This window comes from Pantoea rwandensis (genome assembly GCF_002095475.1).
In the GTDB taxonomy this organism is placed as follows: domain Bacteria; phylum Pseudomonadota; class Gammaproteobacteria; order Enterobacterales; family Enterobacteriaceae; genus Pantoea; species Pantoea rwandensis.
In genome coordinates this window covers 1-22,114 of record NZ_MLFR01000046.1, presented here as the reverse complement: position 1 = coordinate 22,114, position 22,114 = coordinate 1, and the positions used below count along the sequence as shown (strand labels likewise).

The 22,114-nt window shown below is 54.5% G+C and carries 19 protein-coding genes and 1 pseudogene; 11 read left to right on the top strand and 9 right to left on the bottom strand.

Annotated elements, in window-relative coordinates; all coding sequences use genetic code 11:
- Positions 1-392: 392 nt before the first annotated feature.
- The 3 genes from HA51_RS25605 to HA51_RS25595 all read right to left on the bottom strand — a co-directional run bounded on the left by HA51_RS25605 (position 393) and on the right by HA51_RS25595 (position 3,960).
- Entirely contained in the window at positions 393-1,724 is a 1,332-nt protein-coding gene (locus HA51_RS25605) for an MFS transporter (RefSeq protein ID WP_084938261.1), read from the bottom strand.
- Between the two features lie 289 nt (positions 1,725-2,013).
- Positions 2,014-3,015 (bottom strand): inner membrane protein YhjD, encoded by a 1,002-nt coding sequence (yhjD, locus tag HA51_RS25600; protein WP_084938260.1) that lies wholly within the window; start codon positions 3,013-3,015, stop codon positions 2,014-2,016.
- Between the two features lie 45 nt (positions 3,016-3,060).
- Positions 3,061-3,960, bottom strand: a complete 900-nt coding sequence (locus HA51_RS25595) for a LysR family transcriptional regulator (RefSeq protein WP_084938259.1) — start codon at positions 3,958-3,960, stop codon at positions 3,061-3,063.
- A gap of 115 nt (positions 3,961-4,075) precedes the next feature.
- Between HA51_RS25595 and HA51_RS25590 the strand changes: the two genes are divergently transcribed.
- Positions 4,076-4,834 carry an SDR family NAD(P)-dependent oxidoreductase gene (locus HA51_RS25590; RefSeq protein ID WP_084938258.1) on the top strand — a complete coding sequence of 253 codons (759 nt, stop codon included), beginning with the start codon at positions 4,076-4,078 and terminating at the stop codon, positions 4,832-4,834.
- A 219-nt stretch (positions 4,835-5,053) separates the two neighbouring features.
- On the opposite strand, the gene HA51_RS25585 is transcribed toward HA51_RS25590, so the two are convergent.
- Positions 5,054-5,902: a PhzF family phenazine biosynthesis protein gene (locus HA51_RS25585; RefSeq protein WP_084938257.1), complete on the bottom strand. Its 849-nt coding sequence runs from the start codon at positions 5,900-5,902 to the stop codon at positions 5,054-5,056.
- A 113-nt stretch (positions 5,903-6,015) separates the two neighbouring features.
- On the opposite strand from HA51_RS25585, the gene HA51_RS25580 reads away from it, so the two are divergent.
- Positions 6,016-6,639: a glutathione S-transferase family protein gene (locus tag HA51_RS25580; protein ID WP_084938256.1), complete on the top strand. Its 624-nt coding sequence runs from the start codon at positions 6,016-6,018 to the stop codon at positions 6,637-6,639.
- Here HA51_RS25580 and HA51_RS25575 read toward each other — a convergent pair.
- Positions 6,606-8,096: an aminotransferase-like domain-containing protein gene (locus HA51_RS25575; protein WP_084938255.1), complete on the bottom strand. Its 1,491-nt coding sequence runs from the start codon at positions 8,094-8,096 to the stop codon at positions 6,606-6,608. The two genes, HA51_RS25580 and HA51_RS25575, sit on opposite strands and share 34 nt — an antisense overlap.
- Before the next feature lie 135 nt (positions 8,097-8,231).
- Here HA51_RS25575 and HA51_RS25570 point away from each other — a divergent pair, with 135 nt between their 5' ends.
- A complete protein-coding gene (locus tag HA51_RS25570) occupies positions 8,232-8,819 on the top strand; it encodes a LysE family translocator (RefSeq protein WP_084938254.1) in 588 nt (195 codons plus the stop codon).
- 52 nt (positions 8,820-8,871) lie between these two features.
- Here HA51_RS25570 and HA51_RS25565 read toward each other — a convergent pair whose 3' ends face one another.
- The 4 genes from HA51_RS25565 to HA51_RS25550 form a co-directional block, all read right to left on the bottom strand.
- Entirely contained in the window at positions 8,872-9,237 is a 366-nt protein-coding gene (locus tag HA51_RS25565; RefSeq protein ID WP_084938253.1) for a helix-turn-helix domain-containing protein, read from the bottom strand.
- Positions 9,234-9,539 carry a type II toxin-antitoxin system HigB family toxin gene (locus HA51_RS25560; protein ID WP_084938270.1) on the bottom strand — a complete coding sequence of 102 codons (306 nt, stop codon included), beginning with the start codon at positions 9,537-9,539 and terminating at the stop codon, positions 9,234-9,236. Before HA51_RS25560 ends, HA51_RS25565 begins: the two co-directional genes overlap by 4 nt.
- Before the next feature lie 132 nt (positions 9,540-9,671).
- Positions 9,672-11,282: a malate dehydrogenase (quinone) gene (mqo, locus tag HA51_RS25555; RefSeq protein ID WP_084938252.1), complete on the bottom strand. Its 1,611-nt coding sequence runs from the start codon at positions 11,280-11,282 to the stop codon at positions 9,672-9,674.
- Positions 11,283-11,814: 532 nt separating this feature from the next.
- The gene (locus HA51_RS25550; protein ID WP_084938251.1) at positions 11,815-12,057 is read right to left on the bottom strand and encodes a DUF1158 domain-containing protein; all 243 of its coding nucleotides are present in this window, start codon (positions 12,055-12,057) and stop codon (positions 11,815-11,817) included.
- Between the two features lie 283 nt (positions 12,058-12,340).
- Between HA51_RS25550 and mntP the strand changes: the two genes are divergently transcribed.
- The 8 genes and pseudogenes from mntP to HA51_RS25510 all read left to right on the top strand — a co-directional run bounded on the left by mntP (position 12,341) and on the right by HA51_RS25510 (position 21,936).
- Complete coding sequence (gene mntP, locus HA51_RS25545; RefSeq protein WP_084938250.1) at positions 12,341-12,913, top strand: manganese efflux pump MntP; 573 nt, start codon at positions 12,341-12,343, stop codon at positions 12,911-12,913.
- A gap of 443 nt (positions 12,914-13,356) precedes the next feature.
- Positions 13,357-14,363: pseudogene (gene dgcN / locus HA51_RS25540) on the top strand (N-acetyltransferase DgcN).
- A gap of 1 nt (position 14,364) precedes the next feature.
- Complete coding sequence (gene dgcA / locus HA51_RS25535) at positions 14,365-15,330, top strand: N-acetyl-D-Glu racemase DgcA (protein WP_084938249.1); 966 nt, start codon at positions 14,365-14,367, stop codon at positions 15,328-15,330.
- A gap of 15 nt (positions 15,331-15,345) precedes the next feature.
- A complete protein-coding gene (locus tag HA51_RS25530; RefSeq protein ID WP_084938248.1) occupies positions 15,346-17,211 on the top strand; it encodes an ABC transporter ATP-binding protein in 1,866 nt (621 codons plus the stop codon).
- Between the two features lie 21 nt (positions 17,212-17,232).
- A complete protein-coding gene (locus HA51_RS25525; protein WP_084938247.1) occupies positions 17,233-18,774 on the top strand; it encodes a glutathione ABC transporter substrate-binding protein in 1,542 nt (513 codons plus the stop codon).
- 299 nt (positions 18,775-19,073) lie between these two features.
- A complete protein-coding gene (locus HA51_RS25520; RefSeq protein ID WP_084938246.1) occupies positions 19,074-20,003 on the top strand; it encodes an ABC transporter permease in 930 nt (309 codons plus the stop codon).
- Positions 20,003-20,887 carry an ABC transporter permease subunit gene (locus tag HA51_RS25515; RefSeq protein ID WP_084938245.1) on the top strand — a complete coding sequence of 295 codons (885 nt, stop codon included), beginning with the start codon at positions 20,003-20,005 and terminating at the stop codon, positions 20,885-20,887. The genes HA51_RS25520 and HA51_RS25515 overlap by 1 nt, the downstream gene beginning before the upstream one ends.
- Positions 20,888-20,889: 2 nt before the next feature.
- Positions 20,890-21,936 (top strand): DmpA family aminopeptidase, encoded by a 1,047-nt coding sequence (locus HA51_RS25510; protein ID WP_084938244.1) that lies wholly within the window; start codon positions 20,890-20,892, stop codon positions 21,934-21,936.
- Positions 21,937-22,114 lie beyond the last annotated feature (178 nt).

Sequence of the window (22,114 nt, the reverse complement as noted above, 5' to 3'; positions counted from 1 at the left end):
TCATACCGTTGGCACGAACCAAGAGTTCATCTCTTTGGCAGGATTCCATGGTTCACACCTTAGGCATGATTCCAGGGTTTACACCTTTGGCAGGATTCCAGGGTTCATCTCTTTGGCAAGATTCCAGGGTTTACACCTTTGGCACGAATCCAGGGTTTATATCTTCGGCAGGATTACTGGGTTCATACCTTTGGCACGAATCCAGGGTTTATATCTTCGGCAGGATTACAGGGTTCATACCTTTGGCACGAATCCAGGGTATATACCTTCGACACGATTTTCGTAGGGTACGCATTTATGCGTACCGGGCAAACCACACCGCTCCCGACAATTCTCACCCAAGAAAAAACCCGGCTGAATAAGCCGGGTTTTTTCTTCACGCTAAATCAGCATCACGCTTCGTACAGCGTCTGATGGCGCGTCTCTTTACAGGCAATCAGCGCAATCAGCGTCAGCACGGCCATTGAAGCCAGATAGAAACCGACCGCCTGCAAACCGTAATTGGCGTTCAGCCAAGTGGCAATATACGGCGCAACCGACGCACCGAGAATTGACGACAGGTTATAAGAGAAGGACGCTCCGGTATAACGTACTTCGGTGGGGAACAGCTCTGGCAGCAGTGCACCCATCGGGCCGAAGGTCAGTCCCATAATGCTCAGGCCGAGGATCAGGAAGCCCATCACCAGCACCTGTGAACCCGATCCCAGCAGCACCGGGAACATCAGTGCAAAAGCGATAATCATCAGGGTAATGGTGATCATCGTGCGGCGACGGCCAAAACGATCCGCCAGCAGGCCCGCAATCGGCACCATCACACCAAAACCAATGACCGCCACCATCAGCATCCACAGGAAGCTATTACGGGAGTAACCCAAGCCCGCAGGCGCTGGCGCTGTGCCGTAACTCATGGAGTAGACGGTCATGATGTAGAACAGCGTATAGGTCGCGAGCATGATGAAGGTGCCCAGAATAGTCGCGGTCATATGCTTGCTCAGCAACGTACCAATCGGCATTTTGACCTGCTTATTCTCTTTCTGCACTTTGGCGAACACCGGGCTTTCATGCAGCGATACGCGCACATACAGACCAATCAGCACCAGCACGGCAGAGAGAATGAACGGCACACGCCAGCCCCAGTTCATGAACTGCTCATCGGTCAGCAGCCAGGAAAGCAGCAGGAAAGTACCGTTAGCGAAGAAGAAGCCAATCGGTGCGCCGAGCTGTGGGAACGAACCATAGAGCGCACGTTTCTTCGCGGGAGCATTCTCGGTCGCCAGCAAAGCAGCACCGCCCCATTCGCCACCCAAGCCCAGACCTTGGCCAAAACGCGCCAGTGCCAACAGCAGCGGCGCGGCGACACCAATGGTTTGATAGCTCGGCAGCAGGCCGATTAACACGGTGGAGACGCCCATGGTGAGCAGTGAAGCCACCAACGTTGCTTTACGGCCCACGCGATCACCGAAGTGGCCGAACAGCGCAGAACCAATCGGACGCGCGACGAAAGCGATAGCGAAAGTGGCTAGCGACTGAAGCGTGGCCACGGTGGGATCGCCCTGCGGGAAGAAAATGTGCGGGAAAATGATCACTGCCGCAGTAGCGTAAATATAGAAATCGAAGAATTCGATAGCGGTGCCGACAAGCGATGCCACAACCACTTTGCCACGGGAATTGACGGGCGCGTCGTCATGTTTTTTGTCGAGTGTTTCTGTGATGGAGGCTTGCATAACTGTTTCTTAATTGTAAATGTAGACAGAGAATCTTACGCACCTGTTTTGCTGCATTCAATGGCGAAAACCCGCGTCAGAACAGGCATTTTCGGCGAATAAGTGGATAATCTCTGAGTTGCGGCAATCGGCGGGTGATGGGAACGGGAAGTGTCACTTTTTTGGCGGGAATCTCTGCAAAAGGGCCAAATTAAAGTGACCCTCTAGCGTTTCCTGCTGGTTTTTGCTGAATTATTAGCCAGCAGGAAACATTTTTAGCTGTTGCGGCAAATGTAACAACTTTGCGGTGTTATTTGCCCTGATGCGGCTGCGGCATCTCTTTATCATCCTTGTATTTTGCCGTGGCGATCCACGCGGCGCAGAACAGGGTCAGACGGGCAAAGAAGTAGAAAAATGCCATCAATCCCAGCACTGAACCAAAGGCCGCGCCAGAAGGTGAGCTGGCCAGCTTGGGCAAGGTCAGCGTCATCACAAACTTAATCACCTCAAAGCCAATCGCCGCCAGCAGCGTACCGCGGAACAGCGCTTTTTTACGCGGCTTGTGGCGGGGCAAAATCCAAAAAATCCACAGGAACAACAGATAGTTCGCGAAGATGGATATCGACAGCGCGATGATGGTCATCGCCGGGCGTAGCCACTCAATGTGATCCAATCCCAATGCGCTGACGATAGATGCCTGTGCCGCACCGGCAATCGACGTCAGCGACAACGTAATCACCAGGGCCAACATCAAACCAAGCAATGACAATAAATCGCGGGCATATTTCTTCCAGATTTTCTCCTGATCGTCAGGCGTGCGTTCCCACACATCGCGTGACTGCGCCCGTACGGCTTCCCGCAGATTGCCCATCCAGTTAATGCCAGAGTAGAGCGCCAGCAGCAAGCCGGTTAAACCCACGGTGGCACGCTGCTGAATCGCGGTATTCACGGTATTTTTCAGCGTGTTGGCTAAAGTGGGATCGCTGATACTGTTCACGATTTTGTTGATCAACTCGGTGAGTAAATCCTGATTCGACGCCAGTATAAAACCGACTGCCGCAAAGGAGACCATCAAAATCGGTATCAGTGAAAGGAACGAGAAGTAGGTGATCGCAGCGCCAAACTGGCTGCCGAGGCGATCGTTAAAACGATCCAGCGCCCGCATAAAATGCGCCACCGCTGGGATGGCCTGGAACCAGGCCGCAAAGCGCGACACGTTCTGGATTGAGCCATCCACGGTTTTATTGCCGGTCTTGATATCAATGAGCGGCTTTTGTTGAGCCGCGGGTTCTTTAGTGGGTTTGTCTGTCATAGACGATAAGCATCCTGTTCACTGCGAAATTAAAATTATAGCCTCTTATGTCACATACTCCTGCAGGACATGGCTGAGCCACTCCATAAACACCCGCACACGACGCGCAACATTGCGGCGATGCGGATAGAGCAGCGAAATCGGCATCGGCTTCGCCGGGAAATGGTGCAGTACTTCCACTAACTGCCCCGATTCCAGTAACGGTTGCACGCCAATCGCCGGCACCTGAATAATGCCCAGCCCAGCGATGCATGCGGCACGATAGGTTTCGGTGCTGTTCACGGTTACCACGCCGCCGGTTTGCACATAATGGCTTTGCTTGCCATCAAAGTACTCAAACCCCAGCGATGGTTGGCCAAGTTGCTGGGTGTAGTGCACCATCGCGTGCTGCGCCAGATCTTCCAGGCGTACCGGCATGCCGAAGCGGGAAAGGTAATCGGGGCTGGCGCAGTTAATCAAGGCATGTGATCCGATTTTACGCGCAATCAGGCCAGAATCTTTTAGCTCGCCCACGCGGATCACGCAGTCAAACCCTTCACGGATCACATCCACCTGACGATCGCTGCTGCTAAGCTCAATCTCAACACCGGGATAGTGCTGCAAAAATTCCGGCAGGCGCGGCAGAACAAAACCGGTCGCCATGGCCACCGACATATCGACACGCAGTTTGCCGCTCAGGGTGGCGGGATCGTGCTGAAACAGGCTGTCCATGTCATCGAGCATCGACAGTAAATCGAGACAGCGATCGTAATACACCAGTCCATCCTGCGTGAGATGCACACGACGCGTAGTGCGATGCAGCAGACGCGTGCCCATTTGATTTTCCAGCGCCTGTAACTGACGCGATACGCTGCCTTTGGGTAAACCGAGGCTCTCAGCTGCACGGGTAAAACTGCCCATTTCTGCCACCCGCACAAAAACCTGCATTGCGTGAATTTTATCCATGTGGTTCACCGATTGTTGTTGTTAGTGAAACAGTGCTGCGTATTCCTCTGCGTTTATAGATCAATTTATAGCGAATATCCTTATCCCGTGTTCAATTTTCCATCTGGAGCGAAACATGAGTCATAAAATTGCATTGATTACTGGTGGCAACCGCGGTTTAGGCAAGAATGGCGCGCTAAAACTGGCGGCCAAAGGCGTTGATATCCTGTTTACCTATCGCGGTCACACTGAAGAAGCACAAGCCGTGGTGAAGGAGATTGAAGCGTTGGGTGCCCGTGCTGTGGCGCTGCAGCTGGATGTGGGCGACAGCAGTACCTTTGACCGCTTTGTGGCACAGGTTAAAGAAACGCTGCAAACAACGTGGGCGCGTGACAACTTTGATTATTTAGTGAACAACGCCGGACACGGCCACTACAAGCTGTTTGCCGAGACCACGGAAGAAGAGTTCGATGCGCTGGTGAACGTGCATTTGAAAGGGCCATTCTTCCTGACGCAGAAACTGCTGCCGCTGATCATCGACGGTGGTCGCATCCTAAATATCTCAAGCGGATTAACGCGCATGACGCTGCCGGGTTCAGGCACTTACGCCTCCATTAAAGGTGCGATGGAAGTGTTGACGCGCTATCAGGCGAAAGAACTGGGCGAGCGTCGCATTCGCGTCAATATTCTGGCACCGGGTGCGATTGAAACTGATTTTGGCGGTGGACGCGTGCGTGACACTAAAGATCTAAACGATCACATTGCCTCAGTGACCTCTCTGGGTCGCGTTGGCCAGCCAGATGATATCGGTGACGCCATCAGCGCCATCCTGAGTGAGGAAACCGGCTGGATCACCGCGCAGCGTATTGAAGCCTCAGGTGGGCAGGCGTTGTAATCGACGTGATTTTCCAGGTGCGCATGAATGCGCACCCTACAAAAGTTGATGGGACTCGGCGCGCATTAATGCATAGCGTGACAAACTTTGTAGGGTCAGCATTGATGCTGACCTGGTCCAACTCGGGCACTGATCGGCCCTGACTGAATCCGTTCCCTCAAGCACGCGCACAGATCAGCTACAACTGAATAGCACCCTTCAATCACGGGCGCAGTTCAGCTATAAATCAATCGTCCCATCAATCACCGTCACGGTCTGGCCGCCAATCCAGATGGCTTCTTCACTAAAGCTCACCAGAATCCGCCCTTCACGCTGAATCGCGCTGCCCTGACGTGCACGATAATCCTGCATTTTCCCCTGTGCCGCAAAGTAGCGTGCCAGACAGGCATTCGCGCTGCCCGTCACCGGATCTTCGGTCAGGCTACCGTTCTCAACCAGCAGCGCACGCACTTCGAACTGTTCGCCGCAATCGTCTGGCAGCGGTCCAAAAATGGCGGTGCCATTCACGTCGGCGTGCTTTTGTAAGCGCAGTAGATCCGCTGCGCTGGCCTTAACCTCCAATACCGCTTGTGCGCTGCTCATCGGGATTAACAGCCAGCGAATACCCATATCGACAATGGTTGGCGTCTGGCTGGTGTCAAAGGCCTCGCTATTCAATGCGCTGCTCATCAGTGCATCCTCAAAGGGCGTTAGCGTGACGTCGGGTGCCGCGAAGGCCAATGCGCCGCTCTCGCTGATACGTACATCCACCAAGCCGACGCCACACTCTTGTACGATCTTGCCCGGCGTTTTCACTGGCCAACCTGCTTCTAACAAGGCATGAGCCGTCCCCAGGGTTGGATGGCCTGCAAACGGCAGCTCACCTTCAGTGGTGAAAATACGTACACGGTAATCGGCTGCGGCATCCTGCGGCGGCAATACAAAAGTGGTTTCCGACAAATTGGTCCAGCGTGCGATGGCCGCCAGCTGCGCATCGCTTAATCCTTGTGCTTCCATGATCACCGCCAGCGGATTACCTTTAAATGCCGACGAGGTAAATACATCCACCTGTTTAAATGCGACCTTCATTGTCTCTCCTTCCTCGTTGAGGTTGTCTGAAATCGGGAATTACATCCTGCTGATTGCGAAAGTGCAGCAACAGGGCTATGAATAGATTAAGAATTCTGGAATCGGAGTCCGCTATGTTAAAAGTTCTTGGTCGTACTTCTTCAATCAACGTGCGCAAAGTTCTGTGGTTATGCTCAGAACTGGATCTCGCCTATGAGCACGAACCCTGGGGTGAAGACCCACAATCGCTGCACTCGGCAGAATTTATGGCGCTCAATCCCAACGCCATGATTCCAGTCATCATTGAAGATGACTTCGTGATGTGGGAATCCAATGCCATTCTGCGCTATCTCGCCAACAGTAACGGCGGTGACTGGCTCTACCCTGAAAACCCTCGTGCGCGTGCGCCGGTGGATCAGTGGATGGACTGGCAAGCCACTGAACTCAATACTTCCTGGCGTTATGCCTTTATGTCACTGGTACGCAACTCGCCCGCTCATCAGGACCCGCGCTTGCTGGCCGCCGCCATCAAAGGTTGGACGCATACCATGAACATTCTCGACCAGCATCTGCAAAAAACCGGGCGCTATGTCGCAGGCCGCAACTTCTCGTTGGCTGATATTCCGGTGGGGCTTGCGGTCAATCGCTGGTTTGAAACCCCGCTCGAACACCCCGATTTTCCGGCCGTACAGCTCTATTATGAGCGCCTGACCGAACGCGAGGGCTATACCACCTGGGGACGCAACGGCAAGCCTTGATCCTGTCCCGGTGCGAGGCCTGTGATTTCGCAGGCCAGTGCGCCGGTGCGTTTTAAAGCCCACGTGTAACGCTCATCAAAGGGATAGCAGCAGGAGAGGCGCAGCGCGTGCTTGTAGCGATCGCTAAGCGTATAGAGCGCGCCCGGCGTGACGCAAATCTGCTCCTGCAATAACCGATTAAACATCTCCACCGTATCCACCTTGCCGGGTAACTCAACCCAAAACACAAAGCCACCACGCGGCAGGGTAGCGCGGGTGCCCTGTGGAAAATGCCGCGCGATGATGCCGCGTGCTGCATCAAGATTGGCGGCATAGCGACGGCGAAGTGAGCGCAAATGGTGATCGTAACCGCCACTGGCGAGGAATTCGGCCAGCGTCTCACACAACAGGCGTGATTCCGACATGGATGAAACCGCTTTAAGGCGGGCCACCGCTTCATGGAAACGGCCAGCGGCCGTCCAGCCTACGCGGAAATCGGGTGCGACGGTTTTGGTAAAGCTGGTGCAGTAAATCACCCAACCTTCACTATCAAAAGCTTTTACCGGTGGTGACAAAGGCCAGTCAAACTGCAGTTCGTCATACAAACCATCTTCAATCAGCGGAACGTGGTAAGTATTCACTAACTTTGCCAGCCGCTTCTTATTCTCTAACGACATCACGTAACCCAGCGGATTCTGTGCGCCAGGCATCGCGATCAGTGCCTGAATGCGCTGCTCCTGCAACAGCATTTCCAACGCATCAAGCGACAAACCCTGCTGAGGATCGGTGGGAATCTCCAGTGCTTTTAAGCCAAGTGAGGCCAGCAGTGGGAACAGGAAAAAATAGGTGGGGGATTCCAACCCAATACAATCGCCAGGTTTTGTCACGGTACGCAGCGCCAGCTGTAAGGCTTCCATGCATCCGTGGGTGAGGGTGATGTCATGTACGGTGAGATTGATACCATTGTGTAAACTGCGGCGAGCAATCTCCTCCCGTAAGCGCTCACTACCCGGAGGAAGCGCGTAGCGACCGATAATGTCTGGGTTGTGCCGGAGAATTCCTGACGTAATTCGGCCCAAACGCGCCGCAGGATAAAATGTTCCGTCTTGGGGGCAAGCCAAGGAGATATTGGTGTAATCAGCATTATTCTGTGCCGCGAAAACCTGCTCAATCAATTCCAGTTTCTGCGTGCTGGGATCGTTAATTTTGGCGGGTAACGGCTTCACCGGACGCGTCACTGCGGGCAAAACACCCCGCACGTAGTAGCCAGATTGCGGTCTGGCTTCAATCAGGCCGCGATCTTCCAGGATTTGCCAGGCATTCAATACCGTATTCACACTGACTTGATGTGATTGCGCCACGCGGCGGATGGCAGGTAGCCGTTTTCCCGGCTTTAGCGTGCCCTGATGAATCGACTCGGCAAAGCTGTCTGCCAGTTGTTGATACAGCGTTTGACTGGATGAAAGGGGAAGGGACACAAAAGCCTCCGCGCGCGATAGGTACAATTCAGATTAACGATAACTGTATCCATCACAATAGGTGTTTTGTGTCTCTGTTTCCATCCCCTTATACGCACTAGCATGAGGTTTCACTGATTCATCAAGGAATGCACCATGCTCGATCCCTCATTCTTCAGCTACGTCACCGTTATGTCGATCACGCCCGGCCCGAACAATCTATTACTGGCAACTTCTGGGGTGAATTTCGGCTTCAGGCGCACACTGCCAATGCTGTTCGGCATTCTGGTGGGATGTGCGGTACAGATGCTGCTGGCAAGCATGGCGTTGGATGTGCTGTTGCACTGGATGGCATCGATTCGCTTGCCGTTGACGGTGGTGGGCTGCAGTTATTTACTGTGGCTATCATGGAAAATTTTCCGCGCTGGCGCGCCAGAAGCGCGAGAGCGCCCACGTCCAATGACGCTGGTGGGCGGTATCTGTTTTCAGGCGGTCAACCCGAAAGCCTGGTTGATGGTGACGAACGTGGCCTTAATGTATGCCAACAGCAATGGCGTGCTGACGGTGCTGCTGGGATTTGCTGCGCTGAACCTGCCCTGTATTCTGATTTGGGCTGCATTGGGTGACCGTCTGCGCACGCATTTGCAGGTCGCGTGGAAACGTCAGGCGTTTAACAGCTTGATGGCGCTGTCGCTGGTGGCGACCACCGGATGGATGCTGTATGACGCGGTATTGCTCAGTTGAGGCCAGACATGTAACAGAAGCACAGGATCGCCATTGCTGGTGACCCTGTGCATTAGAGACCCACGAGGCTTTCTAAAGGGATACCAAACTGCTTATGCAGGTTGCGAATCATCTCCAGAGACAACGATCGTTTGCCGTTTAGCACTTCATAGACGCGGTTACGGCGACCAATTGCAGGCTCCAGATCCTTTGCTGTTAAGCCTTGTTGTTCCATACGGAATTTTATTGCCTCAATGGGATTGGCAGCTTCAATCGGGTAATGCTCTTTTTCCCATGCTTCAATCAGCATGCTCATCACAATCATATAATCGCTTTCTGGTGTGCCCAGCTCAGGCACGTTATCAAAGAGCGGAGATATGGCCTCGAGAGCCGCTTCGTAATCAAGCTCGTTGTGAATGGGTTTGATGGTCAGTGTCATTTGCGTTGCTCCACTGTATTTGCATCAATGGCATCGTATTCCCGATGTGAGCCGATAAATTTTATAAAAATCAGCTTTTGCGGGTAGGCGATGGCCGCAACCAGTCGATAATCATTTCCCTTTATATTGAATACCACGCGACTGCCTTTCAGAATGCTGGCGCTGCGGTATTGATCCTTGATGTCTGCCGGACTTGACCAATTGGCCTTTTGCGCTTCATCAATCCAGGCTCTCAACGGCTGAGCTGAGTCGGGGTTCGCCGTTATGAACTCCCTTAATGACCGTACCAATATGATTCTCATGTCGCGCATCTTAGTCCCGTCATGGGACTATAGCAAACTTATATCCCAATTTGGGACATTTCTCGCATTTAGACATAAAAAAGGCCGCTTGCGCGGCCTCATTATCATTTGCGGGCAATCAAGAATGCCTTGTTACTTTCCCACGACGTGTGCTGTTTCGCGCGCTTCATCGTTCGCTGCATTTGGTGTCACGACTGGAGCGTAGTCGAGTTGCAGTACGCGGCAGGTCTCCGCCAGAATCTTCTCGGTTAATGCCACATCACCGTTCATTTTACGGCCCCAGGTCGGGATGACCGCACGGATCTTGGTCTGCCATTCTGGTGAGCGCATCTGCTCGGGGAAGGCTTTCGCCATCAATTCCAGCATGATTGGTGCAGCCGTTGAGGCACCCGGTGAAGCGCCAAGCAATGCAGAAATCGTACCATCTTCAGAGGTGACCACTTCAGTGCCCAAGCGCAGCACGCCGCCCTCTTTTTCATCGTTCTTGATGATCTGCACACGCTGGCCAGCAGTGACCAAACGCCAGTCTTCTTGCTTAGCCTGGGGTACGTAAGCACGCAGGGCTTCCATGCGATCGTCTTCGCTCTGCAATACCTGATCGACCAGGTATTTCACCAAATCAAAACTCTTAAGGCCGACTTGTACCATCGGCATCAGGTTACTGCCGTTCATCGCGCCGAACATATCCAGCAGCGAGCCCTGCTTCAGGAATTTGGTTGAGAAGGTGGCAAACGGGCCAAACAACAGCACTTGCTTGCCATCCAACACGCGGGTGTCCACGTGCGGTACAGACATAGGTGGGGCACCCACGCTCGCTTTACCGTACACCTTCGCCATGTGCTGCTGCACCACTTCTGGATTCTCGGTCACGAGGAAAGAGCCGCCCACCGGGAAACCGGCGTAGCCTTTCACTTCTGGAATACCGGACTTTTGCAGCAGTGGCAGCGCTGCACCGCCCGCACCGATAAACAGCTGGCGCGTCGTCAGCAGGCGGTTTTCACCGCTAGCCAGATTATGCAGCGTCACTTGCCAGCGGCCATCGCTCAGGCGCTTGATATCACGCACTTCCTGGCGCAGACGCAGGCGGAAATTGGTTTTCTTCTCTAAGGAGGCAATCAGTTGGCGCGTCACTTCACCGAAGTTAACGTCTGTCCCCATCTCGGTCCAGGTTGCGGCCACTTTCTGTTTGCTGTCACGACCGTTCATCACCAGCGGGATCCACTGGGTAATCTGGTCGCGATCTTCAGAGTAATTCATCCCACGGAACAGAGTGCTTTTCTGTAGCGCCTGAAAACGTTTGCGCAGGAATTCAACATTATCGTCGCCCCAAACGAAGCTCATGTGTGGCGTACTGTGGATAAAGCTTTTTGGATTATGCAGATTGCCTTTCTGAACGTGATACGCCCAGAACTGGCGGGAAACCTGGAACGATTCGTTAATCGCTACCGCTTTGGTAATGTCGATGCTGCCATCCGCCTTCTGCGGCGTATAGTTCAGCTCGGCTAACGCGGCATGGCCGGTACCGGCATTGTTCCAGCCGTTGGAGGACTCCACCGCCACATCATCCAGGCGTTCGACCATCTCAATCGACCAGTCCGGCTCCAGATCCTGCAGCCATGCGCCCAAGGTCGCACTCATCACGCCTGCCCCGATCAGCAGCACGTCGACATCTTTCCGTTCCTGAAGGTTTGCGCTATCCATGCCAGCGGCGGCGAGCGCCAAATTTACCGCAGTAGTGCTCATGAGGCGACATCTCCTCTCTCTGTTGACCTGAAGCTCAACAGGTTTGCAGGCGAAACAGCCACGCTTCTTTCGAGCGCGTCGCGCTATTTCTCAAAGGTTAAGACTCAGGTTTAAGTCATAGGGACGATAACGATTAACTGCACGTTATGCATATGCATTCGAATATAACATTCTCGTATCGGAATTAAACGTTTGTTTATTTTTTAAAGGCGGAAATGATTCAGCATAAGAATTAATCAGCTCAACCCCGCAGCCATAAGGGATTTTTATCCCTTAATCAGAGGGTTATCGTAACGTAGTTGTTGCGGGGTTGTGAGGTCCTTGAGCAAGTGAAATGTGTGTTGGTGACCCAGATCACAAACTAAACGTATGATAATAAATGATTTGTTAAAAATTGATTTTTGATGCGGTTTTTCTGTTGCGCAATGTTTCGCCACTTTGTGTAAAACTAATGTTACATTTTTGTGGGTGTCAAATGATCGGCCGCACTGGGCCTGAGTCAGAAGAAAAATGCATCGCGCGGCGGATCATTTCATTTTTTTGACCAGCGACGCCAGATAAAACGGATGACGAAATATTCAATCGTGCCAAGAATCAGGAACCATAAGCAGAAGACAATGGTGTAAAGCTGATTCAGGTCCTGCAAATGCAGTTGCGCCTGGAGTTGTTTGGATAACTCAAGGCCAAACTGAGGGGCAGGCAACAGTAGCGCAGAGAGAAATCCCAGCAGCAAGATGCCTCCAGGGATAATCAGCGTTTCGAGTGGGTTTTTCATCGCAGTTTTCCTATCAATTAGCGCGGGCATTAGCGCACAAAACGGCGGCGCAGTGCAATCCCCATGCCGATCAGGCTTAAGAAAATTCTTCTATTCCATTCACTTAGCGTCATAAATAGCGCAAGTTAAGAGTTATAGCCTTTGCTATACTTAAATCCATGATTTTACTGTCTTTTTTTTGGCGTTTTTGCGTGCTAGACTGCGCGCACTTTTTCATTACTGAACAATAGATGCGGAAAATCGCCAGTTTGAATGCTTTTTCCGCGGCATTGATTGAAAACCCATGACATTTATCGCAACTCTGATTCTGGCTTTTGGTATGTCGATGGACGCCTTCGCCGCAGCACTGGGCAAAGGCGCTTCCTTACATCGCCCGAATTTCAAAGAAGCGCTGCGCACCGGCCTGATTTTTGGTGTCATCGAGATGCTGACTCCACTGATTGGCTGGGCAATTGGCTTGGCTGCCAGCCGTTACATCATGGCATGGGATCACTGGGTGGCCTTTGGCCTGTTAACCGTGCTGGGTGGCCGCATGATGATGGAAGGTTTCCGTCAGACTGCCGACGAACCTTGTGAAGCGCCGCAACGCCACGGTTTTATGGTGCTCGCCCTGACAGCGGTGGCGACCAGCCTTGACGCGCTGGCTGTGGGCGTGGGTCTGGCCTTCCTGCAAGTGAATATCATTCTGACAGCAGTAACCATTGGCGCAGCGACCACGGTGATGGCGACGACCGGCGTGATGGTCGGTCGATTTATTGGTCCGGTGATGGGCAAATGGGCAGAGGTATTAGGCGGTGTGGTGCTGATTAGCATCGGCTGTACCATTCTTATCGAACATCTTGGTTGGTTCAGCTAAGGCTGTTTTCGGCAATAAATCCTCAATTTTGTGATCTGGCTCAAAAATATTTGCGTAAGAAATGCGCGTTAGCTATACTTTTTACGTGTTTCTTAAACTATTTTTGAGCCAGGTAACCATGAAACGTTTTTTCCGCTACGTGTTCCGCACTTACGTTGAGACCTTCAAACACGTACCGCCGGGCGCATTACACTAAGCGCCACAGATACCCTCGATAATCGCGGTCAAGGATCGACCGGTGGTTATCAATGATTTTCTTATCTTTCCCACCGTTTTATTTCACACTTTTCCTCATCTATCCCTGTTTTAGCCCTGCTATCATCGGTTTTTGATCTGACTATAGCCTGACGTTATACCCCGCCACCAAACAAGCATTCGTCACCCTTTTCTCCGCATGAAATAGTCGATTCAGACCCTCTAACCCGTCTGAAACGAGAAACATCATGCTGATCCCACAACCCTATTTACTCTTCCTTGGCGATGTCACCGACCCACTGGCTGCTAAAACCGCGCGCGGTATTCAGGTCTGGCGACCTGAGCAGTGTGTTGGTGAAATTAAATTACCAGGCTGTACTGTCAGCCTTGGCTTAGACGTCCTCGACATTGCCACGGCGCAGCAGCGCGGCGCGAAAACCCTGGTACTCGGTACCGCCAATGCCGGTGGATATCTGCCTGAACATTGGCTCGATACGGTTAAAGGTGCGATTAAAGCGGGCATGAACGTGGCTAGCGGTCTGCATCATCGTCTGGTGGATGAGCCTGAGCTGGTGGCGTTAGCGCAGGAGTTTGGCGTTGAGCTGTTTGATCTGCGCCATATGCGACCCAAACTCAATGTCGGCAGCGGCAAGAAGCGTACTGGTAAGCGTGTACTCACTGTCGGTACTGACTGCTCTGTGGGCAAAATGTACACCTCACTGGCGCTCGAAGCGGCAATGCGTGAACGTGGCATGAAAGCCGATTTTCGTGCACTGGCCAAACCGGAATTTTGGTGGCGGGTGAAGGTATTGCCATTGATGCCGTGATTGCCGACTTTATCGCCGGCGCGGCTGAAGCCTTATCACCGGCGAATGATGCCGATCACTGGGATATCGTCGAAGGCCAGGGTTCACTGTTCCACCCTTCGTATGCCGGCGTCAGCATGGGCTTGATTCACGGTGCACAGCCGCACTGGCTGGTGATGTGCCATGAAATGGGCCGCCCACATATGCGCCATTTACCTCATCAACCGATGGTCAGCCTGAAAGATTGCGTGGAAGCTAACCTGCGTGCGGCGCACGTCACCAGCGATCATGTACAGCTGGCGGGTTTCGCCATCAACACCTCTAACTACAGTGAAGAGGAAGCACGCGCCTATTGTGCAGAAATTACGGCGGAGTTTGGCGTGCCTGCCACCGATCCGGTACGTTTCGGGATTGCTGATATCGCTGCACTGCTGCAGGAGCGTGGCTAAGATGCGGCGCATGCAGATTGAAGTGCTGGAGCTGCCGCTGGCGCGTCCCTTTGCTATTTCACGGGGCACGCGCACTGCGGTCACCGTCATTCGCGTCACGCTGGAGCAGAACGGTTTTATTGGTCGTGGCGAATGCACGCCAACGCCGCGCTACGATGAAACACCAGATAGCGTAAAGGCAGAATTGGAAGCCCTACGTGAGGACGTTGAAGCGGGTTTAAGCCGTCTCGATCTGCAACGCCGTGTGTCCGCCGGTTCAGCGCGTAATGCGCTGGACTGTGCGCTGTGGCGTCTTGATGCTGCACTGGCGAAACACACGTTGTGGCAGCAGTGCGAGCGTGTGGCGCCGCCTTCGGTGATCACGGCGGAAACTCTAAGTCTCGATTCCATCGAAAACATGGCCGCCGCAGCTGCGGATGCGGTTTCCCGTGGTGCCATCCTGCTAAAAATCAAACTCAACCGTGACGAAATTCTAGAGAAGGTGGCAGCCATCAGAAAAGCGGCGCCGCGTGCCACTCTGATCATTGATGCCAATGAAGCCTGGTCTGGCGTGGATCTGCACAGCCTGCTTACGGCGCTGCAAGCCTACAACATCGCCATGGTTGAGCAGCCGCTGCCTGCGGGACAGGATCAAGACCTGCAACGTTTTACCCATCCGATTCCGGTGTGTGCCGATGAGAGTTGCCACACCCGAGAAGATATCGCGCAGCTGCACAATCGTTACGAGATGATCAACATCAAGCTGGATAAGTGCGGCGGTTTAACCGAAGCCCTGGCGATGGTGGAAGAAGCTAATAAGCAGGATATGCGCGTCATGGTCGGCTGCATGTTGGGATCTTCACTGGCGATGGAAGCCGCGCTGCCAGTAGCGATTGCTGCTGAACATGTCGATCTCGATGGCCCAATTTGGTTGGCGGCTGACAGCTCACCCTTCCTTTCCTACGCTCAAGGCCGCATCTGGCTGTAACCGCAAGAGGCAACGATGACGGACACTTTATTTACCCCCAACGCCGCCCGCGTTGCCGGTTCAACCCCGGTGCTTGCGATTCAGGATCTCAGCGTCTCGTTTCGCAGTCGTAGCGGCGAAAATCAGGCGCTCAAAGGCATCAGCTTCGCCATTCACCCGGGTGAAATTGTTGCCGTGGTCGGGGAGAGCGGATCGGGGAAATCAGTAACCTCCCTGGCCGTGATGGGCCTGTTAGCCGCCTCGGGACGTATCGATCGTGGCAGCATGCAGTTCCGGGACCGCAAGGGTAGCGAGCATGCACTGGAAACGTTGAATGAGACCCAGCGCCGCACCTTGCGTGGCCGTGAAATGGCAATGATTTTTCAGGAGCCGATGACCTCGCTCAACCCGGTGTTACGCGTGGGCGATCAGCTTACTGAAGCACTGCGCGATCACCAACTATGCGATAAGCCCACTGCCGATGCGCGTGCCCGTGAACTGCTGCGTCAGGTGCGTATCGCTGATGTGGATCGCATTATGAAGAGCTATCCGCATTCACTGTCGGGCGGGATGCGCCAGCGCGTAATGATTGCCCAAGCGCTAGCGTGCGATCCACAGCTGCTGATTGCCGATGAACCTACCACCGCATTGGACGTCACGGTACAGGCACGCATTCTGCACATCCTGCGCGATCTGCAACGCGAGAAGCAGATGGCGGTAATGTTTATTACCCATGACATGGGCGTGGTGGCGGAAATCGCCGACCGTGTGGTGGTGATGCTGCGCGGCGAAGTGGTGGAACAGGGCTCGGTCGCCGACATCTTCAATGCGCCGCAGCATCCTTACACTAAAGCGCTACTGGCCGCCGTACCGAAACTGGGCGACATGCGTGAACACGCGTGGCCGCAACGCTTCCCGCTGTTGGGCGCGCAGCCTACGCAGAACACGGAACAGCGCACCGCCCGTTATGACGAAACCCCGCTGCTGGATGTGCGCGGTTTAAAAGTCTATTACCCGATTCGCAGCGGCATCTTTTCGGCGCTCACCCATCAGGTGCACGCGGTGGAGCAAATCGACTTCAGCTTGTGGCCGGGTGAAACGCTGGCCATTGTCGGTGAAAGTGGCTGTGGCAAATCCACTACTGGACGTGCGTTGATGCGTCTGATTAACAGCCATGCCGACAGCATTCATTTTCAGGGCAGTGAAATTGCCGATCTGAAAGAGGCGCAGTTCCAGCCGTTACGCCGCGAAATCCAGATGGTGTTTCAAGACCCGTATGCCTCACTTAACCCGCGTCTGACCGTGGGCTTCACCATAGCCGAGCCGCTGCTGCTGCACGGTCTGGTGAAATCGTTGGAAGAAGCCACACCGCAGGTTGATGCCTTGCTGAAAAGTGTCGGCCTGCTGCCGGAACATGCGCAGCGCTATCCGCACGAGTTCTCTGGCGGTCAGCGCCAGCGTATTGCGATTGCCCGTGCCATGGCACTCAAGCCTAAAGTGATTATCGCGGATGAAGCGGTTTCCGCGCTGGACGTATCGGTGCAGGCGCAGGTGGTGAACCTGATGATGGACCTGCAACAGCAAACCGGTGTGGCATGGATCTTCATCTCACACGACATGGCGGTGGTGGAGCGTATTGCCAACCGTGTGGCGGTGATGTACCTCGGCCAGATTGTCGAGCTTGGGCCGCGTCAGTCGGTGTTCAACCAGCCACAACACCCTTATACCCAACGTCTGCTGGCCTCGGTGCCGGTGGCCGATCCACAGAACCGTCAACCTCGCACTTTTGAAGACAGCGAGATCCCTTCGCCACTGCGCAAAGTGGGTGAAACGGTCACCAAACCCCGTTATCGCCAGGTTGCGCCGCAACACTGGGTCGCTGACGACATTGCATCGCGCTAACGCTCAATACCAGGAGATTTCATGAAAACCCTTTTTCGCCGTTCGTCACTGGCTTTTGGCTTAACCCTCGCGCTGGCCGCTGCCGCGCAGGCGCAGGATCTGCGCATTTCGATGTATGCCGATATCACCGGACTGGACCCGCACGATACTTCGGATAACGTCAGCTATTCGGTGCAGAGCGGTATCTTTGAACGTCTGTTCCAGTTTGATGCGCAGATGAAGCTGCAACCCTGGTTAGCGACGGGCTACACCAATAATGACAACGCCACCGAATTTACCCTGACGCTGCGTAAAGGCGTCACTTTCCAGGACGGCACGCCGTTTGATGCTGAAGCGGTCAAGGCCAACCTCGATCGCCTCGCCGATCAGACCAAAGGCCTGAAGCGCAACAGCCTGTATAAGATGATTGCCAAGGTTACGGTGCTGGCGCCGGATCAGGTGAAAATCGATCTCAATCAATCCTTTGGTGCCTTCATCAATACCCTTGCGCACCCGTCAGCAGTGATGTGGAGCCCGGCGATCCTCAAACAATACCCAGAAGAAGCACAGCTGCGCCTGCATCCGGTCGGCACCGGTCCGTTTAAATTTGTTGAGTGGCAGCCGGGCAAAGCCGTTTCGCTGGTGAAGTACGATGGCTATTGGCAGAAAGGCTGGCCGAAGGTGGATAAAGTCACCTTCTCGCCAAGCCCGGAAGATGCGACGCGAGTGGCAGCACTGAAATCAGGTCAGGTTGATGCGATCTGGCCGCTGCCTTCCGATCTAATCGCCACCGTACAGAACGATAGCAAGTTAGCGATCCAACGCGATCCGAGCATTTACCTCTATTACATGGCGATCAACACCCAGCACAAGCCGCTGGCCGATGTACGCGTGCGCCAGGCTATCAACTATGCCATCGACCGTGATTTGTGGTTGAAAGTGGCGTTTGCTGGCATGGGTAAACCGGCTTCTTCCGCGATGCCGGAAGGGGTGCAGTTCTATCAGAAACAGAGCGAGCCGAATTATCACTACGCCCCGGATGAGGCCAAAGCGTTGCTGAAAGCGGCGGGTTACCCGAATGGCCTGGATCTCAAACTCTGGACCACCAATACCACCGCCAGCGTGCGTGCGGCGCAGGTGCTGAAAGCCCAGTTGGCCACCGTCGGCATTCGCGCCACGGTCACGCCAATGGATTCCGGCACCCGTAACGCTAAATTGTGGGGCGTGAAAGATCCTAAAGAAGCCGAATTCGATCTCTACTACGGCGGATGGTCAACCTCAACCGGTGATGCGGATTGGGCGCTTCGCCCGCTGTATGCCACCGAATCTTGGGTGCCGACCTCGTACAACGTCTCTTACTTCAGCAATCCAGATGTGGATAAGGCGATTGCGGGTGGACTCGCCACTGCCGATCCCGCTAAGCGTGGTGAAGCCTATGCTGAAGCTCAAAAACTGCTGTGGAAAGATGCCCCAGTTGCCTTCCTCGGCACGCCAGACAACCTGGTGGGCAAACGCAGCAACCTGAGCGGCGTGTCGATGCTGGCAGATGGCAACTTCATTTATACCCAGGCTTCATTTAAGTAGAGATGGGGTCAAGGGTCGCCATAAATGGCGTAGTGCTTGTCACTTAACTGCGTTTCGGTCGCCATGAATGGCGACCCTACATTGCTCATTGCGGTTTTTGTAGGGTGCGCATTCATGCGTACCGGGTTAAATACGCACTGATTGGCTTAAGTGAGCATTACGTCATAAATGGCGACCCAACGGGTAATCTGCATATTTTACGTAGGGTACTTGAGCACCCATTCACACTGTAGGGTGCCCATTTATGCGTATCTGGGTGCGTATTTATGCGCATTTGGTACCCATTTAAAAGGAACTGCATGTTCGCATACATCATTCGTCGACTGTTGGAGATGATCCCGGTCTTGCTGGTGGTCTCGCTGCTGGTCTTCGGTTTTATCAAGCTGTTACCGGGCGATCCCGCACGTATTTACGCTGGGCCAGACGCACCGATTGAAGCCGTCGAAGCCGCGCGTCAGCATCTCGGTCTCAACGATCCGTTGCCGCAGCAGTACGTTAACTGGATTGGCGGACTTTTGCGTGGCGACCTCGGCGTCACTTACCGCACCCAACAACCGGTGCTGGACGTCATCAAGCAGGGCTTTATGCCGACGCTGTGGCTGGCACTGGCGGGCTTCGCCTGGTCCGTGATCCTGGGCCTATTTCTTGGGGTGCTGGCGGCCTTAAAGCGCGGAAAATGGCAGGACTGGACGCTGATGAGTGTCGCGGTGGGGGGCATCTCGATGCCCACTTTCTGGCTGGGCCTGCTGCTGATCCAGTTTGTCGCCATGCCCTTTGGCCTGTTCTCAGTGAGCGGCTTCAATAAAGCCAGCGACATCATCCTGCCCGCCATCACCTTGGGTTCTTCCGTTGCCGCAGTGATGGCGCGTTTCACCCGTTCCGCTTTCCTCGAAGTAGCGCAGGAAGATTATGTGCGCACCGCCAAGGCAAAAGGGCTGCGCAATCGGCTGGTGACCTGGAAACACGTGATGCGTAATGCCCTGATCCCGGTGATCACCATGCTCGGCTTACAGTTTGGTTTCCTGCTCGGTGGATCGATTGTGGTGGAGAGCGTCTTTAACTGGCCAGGCTTGGGCTGGTTGTTGATCGAATCGATCAAGGCGCAGGATCAGCCGGTGATTCAAGCGTTAGTGATGCTGTTCGTGTTTGAATTTATTGTGATTAACCTGCTGGTGGATCTGCTCTACGCCGTGGTTAATCCCGCCATTCGTCTGCGTCAGGAGTCGTGATGAGTACACAATCTCTGTCTGCTGCATCGTCACAGACTATTCGCTCCCCGTGGCGCGATTTTTGGCACGCCTTTATGCGCAACCCGCTGGCGCTAGTGTCGGGTGGTTTTGTCTTGCTGCTGGTGTTGGTGGCGATTTTTGCACCCTGGCTGGCACCCTTTGATCCGATGGTGCCAGACTGGATGGCGCTGTCATCCCCGCCGTCTGCGGCACACTGGATGGGCACCGATGAGTTGGGGCGCGATTTGTTAAGCCGCATCATTTATGGCGCACGCATTTCGCTGTACGTCGGGGTGCTTTCCGTGACGCTGGGCATGGTAGTGGGTGTGCTGCTCGGTTTGCTGGCGGGCTATTATGGTCGCTGGGTGGATATGCTGATCATGCGCGGCGCTGACGTGCTCTTTGCCTTTCCCGGCATGTTGCTGGCCATTGCGGTGGTGGCGATTCTCGGACCTGGGCTGAATAACGTGATTATCGCCGTCGCGGTGTTCAGTGTGCCGGTGTTTGCGCGCATTGTGCGTGCATCTACCTTATCACTGAAGCAGGCGGCCTATGTGGAAGCAGTGCGCTGTGCGGGGGCGCCCGATCGCGTGATCCTGCTGCGCCATATTCTGCCCGGCACGCTCTCCAATGTGATTGTCTATTTTACCATGCGCATCGGCACCAGTATTCTAACGGCAGCGGGCCTCAGCTTTATTGGCCTCGGCCCAGAGCCGGACGTACCGGAGTGGGGGAATATTCTGGCGATGAGCCGCAGCATGATGATGGCGGGCTTGTGGCATGTCAGCGTATTCCCTGGTCTGGCAATATTTATTACTGTGCTGGCGTTTAACCTGCTGGGTGATGCGCTGCGCGACACGCTCGATCCCAAACTGAAGAGCTAAATATGGACTTTCAACAACTGCAGCGCAATGGGCTGCTGCAACGCTGGCGCAGCGAGCGACAGCTGGGGCAACCGCGCAGTGCCTGCGGGCCGACCAATCGCATCAGTGATGTGCCAGGCGTGCGCGTCGGCCATCACACCTTGGCCGACGGCGAGAGGCAAACCGGCGTGACGGCGATTGTCCCGCCGGGCGATAACCTGTTCCTCAACCCGCTGCCCTGCGGGGCAGCAGTGTTTAACGGCTTCGCCAAACCGGTCGGGTTGGTGCAGGTCGAGGAGTTGGGCGTTTTGCAGACCCCGATTCTGCTCAGCAACACGCTGGCGGTGGGCACGTTGTTTACCACGCTGGTGCGCGATGCGATTAGCCGCAACCCTGAATTAGGTCGCAGCTTGCCCACGGTGAACCCGCTGGCGCTGGAGTGCAACGATGGCTGGCTGAATGACATCCAGGCGTTAGCGATAACGGAAGCGATGGCACAGGATGCGTTGAACGTGGCGCAAACTGATTTTGCGCGCGGCAGCGTGGGCGCGGGTCGCGGCATGAGCTGTTTTAGCTTGAAAGGCGGTATTGGCAGTGCATCACGTCTGATCCCTTCACTGAATGCCACGCTGGGTGTTTTGGTGCTGGCTAACTTTGGTGCGCTAACCGCCCTGACGCTGGATGGCGTGCGCTTGGGTGAGATGATTGCGCCGTTACTGCCGGAGCTGACGCCGCAACGTGATGCGGGGTCCATCATCATTATTATGGCTACCGATGCGCCGCTGGATGCACGCCAACTCAAACGTATCGCGAAACGCGCGGGCGCGGGATTAGGGCGCTTGGGCAGCTACTGGGGACATGGCTCAGGCGATATTGCCGTGGCATTCTCCACGCAAACCACGCCGCAACCGCCCGAAGATGCGGCGCTGGAACCGCTGCTCGCCGCCGCTGCGGATGCGACAGAGCATGCGGTGCTAGATGCCTTACTCAGCGCCGAAGCGGTCAGTGGTTTTCGTGGGCATCATCGCCCCTCACTGACGCAGGTGCTGGATGAATTGGCTAAACCCTAGGGTCGCCATCAGCTGTATTGCTAATGACAGGATCGCCATTGATGTCGTAATGCTTGTCACTTCAGTGCGTTTCGGTCGCCATAAATGGCGCCCCTACATTGTTCGGTGCGGTTTTCGTCGGGTGCGCATTTATGCGTACCGGGTTAAATACGCACTGTTCGGTGCGGTTTTCGTCGGG

Excerpts from the sequence above, each read along its gene's own strand:
- HA51_RS25605 (WP_084938261.1), bottom strand. The coding sequence starts at position 1,724 with ATGCAAGCCTCCATCACAGAAACACTCGACAAAAAACATGACGACGCG.
- yhjD (WP_084938260.1), bottom strand. The coding sequence starts at position 3,015 with ATGACAGACAAACCCACTAAAGAACCCGCGGCTCAACAAAAGCCGCTC.
- HA51_RS25595 (WP_084938259.1), bottom strand. The coding sequence starts at position 3,960 with ATGGATAAAATTCACGCAATGCAGGTTTTTGTGCGGGTGGCAGAAATG.
- HA51_RS25590 (WP_084938258.1), top strand. The coding sequence starts at position 4,076 with ATGAGTCATAAAATTGCATTGATTACTGGTGGCAACCGCGGTTTAGGC.
- HA51_RS25585 (WP_084938257.1), bottom strand. The coding sequence starts at position 5,902 with ATGAAGGTCGCATTTAAACAGGTGGATGTATTTACCTCGTCGGCATTT.
- HA51_RS25580 (WP_084938256.1), top strand. The coding sequence starts at position 6,016 with ATGTTAAAAGTTCTTGGTCGTACTTCTTCAATCAACGTGCGCAAAGTT.
- HA51_RS25570 (WP_084938254.1), top strand. The coding sequence starts at position 8,232 with ATGCTCGATCCCTCATTCTTCAGCTACGTCACCGTTATGTCGATCACG.
- HA51_RS25565 (WP_084938253.1), bottom strand. The coding sequence starts at position 9,237 with ATGACACTGACCATCAAACCCATTCACAACGAGCTTGATTACGAAGCG.
- HA51_RS25560 (WP_084938270.1), bottom strand. The coding sequence starts at position 9,539 with ATGAGAATCATATTGGTACGGTCATTAAGGGAGTTCATAACGGCGAAC.
- mqo (WP_084938252.1), bottom strand. The coding sequence starts at position 11,282 with ATGAGCACTACTGCGGTAAATTTGGCGCTCGCCGCCGCTGGCATGGAT.
- HA51_RS25550 (WP_084938251.1), bottom strand. The coding sequence starts at position 12,057 with ATGAAAAACCCACTCGAAACGCTGATTATCCCTGGAGGCATCTTGCTG.
- mntP (WP_084938250.1), top strand. The coding sequence starts at position 12,341 with ATGACATTTATCGCAACTCTGATTCTGGCTTTTGGTATGTCGATGGAC.
- dgcA (WP_084938249.1), top strand. The coding sequence starts at position 14,365 with ATGCGGCGCATGCAGATTGAAGTGCTGGAGCTGCCGCTGGCGCGTCCC.
- HA51_RS25530 (WP_084938248.1), top strand. The coding sequence starts at position 15,346 with ATGACGGACACTTTATTTACCCCCAACGCCGCCCGCGTTGCCGGTTCA.
- HA51_RS25525 (WP_084938247.1), top strand. The coding sequence starts at position 17,233 with ATGAAAACCCTTTTTCGCCGTTCGTCACTGGCTTTTGGCTTAACCCTC.
- HA51_RS25520 (WP_084938246.1), top strand. The coding sequence starts at position 19,074 with ATGTTCGCATACATCATTCGTCGACTGTTGGAGATGATCCCGGTCTTG.
- HA51_RS25515 (WP_084938245.1), top strand. The coding sequence starts at position 20,003 with ATGAGTACACAATCTCTGTCTGCTGCATCGTCACAGACTATTCGCTCC.
- HA51_RS25510 (WP_084938244.1), top strand. The coding sequence starts at position 20,890 with ATGGACTTTCAACAACTGCAGCGCAATGGGCTGCTGCAACGCTGGCGC.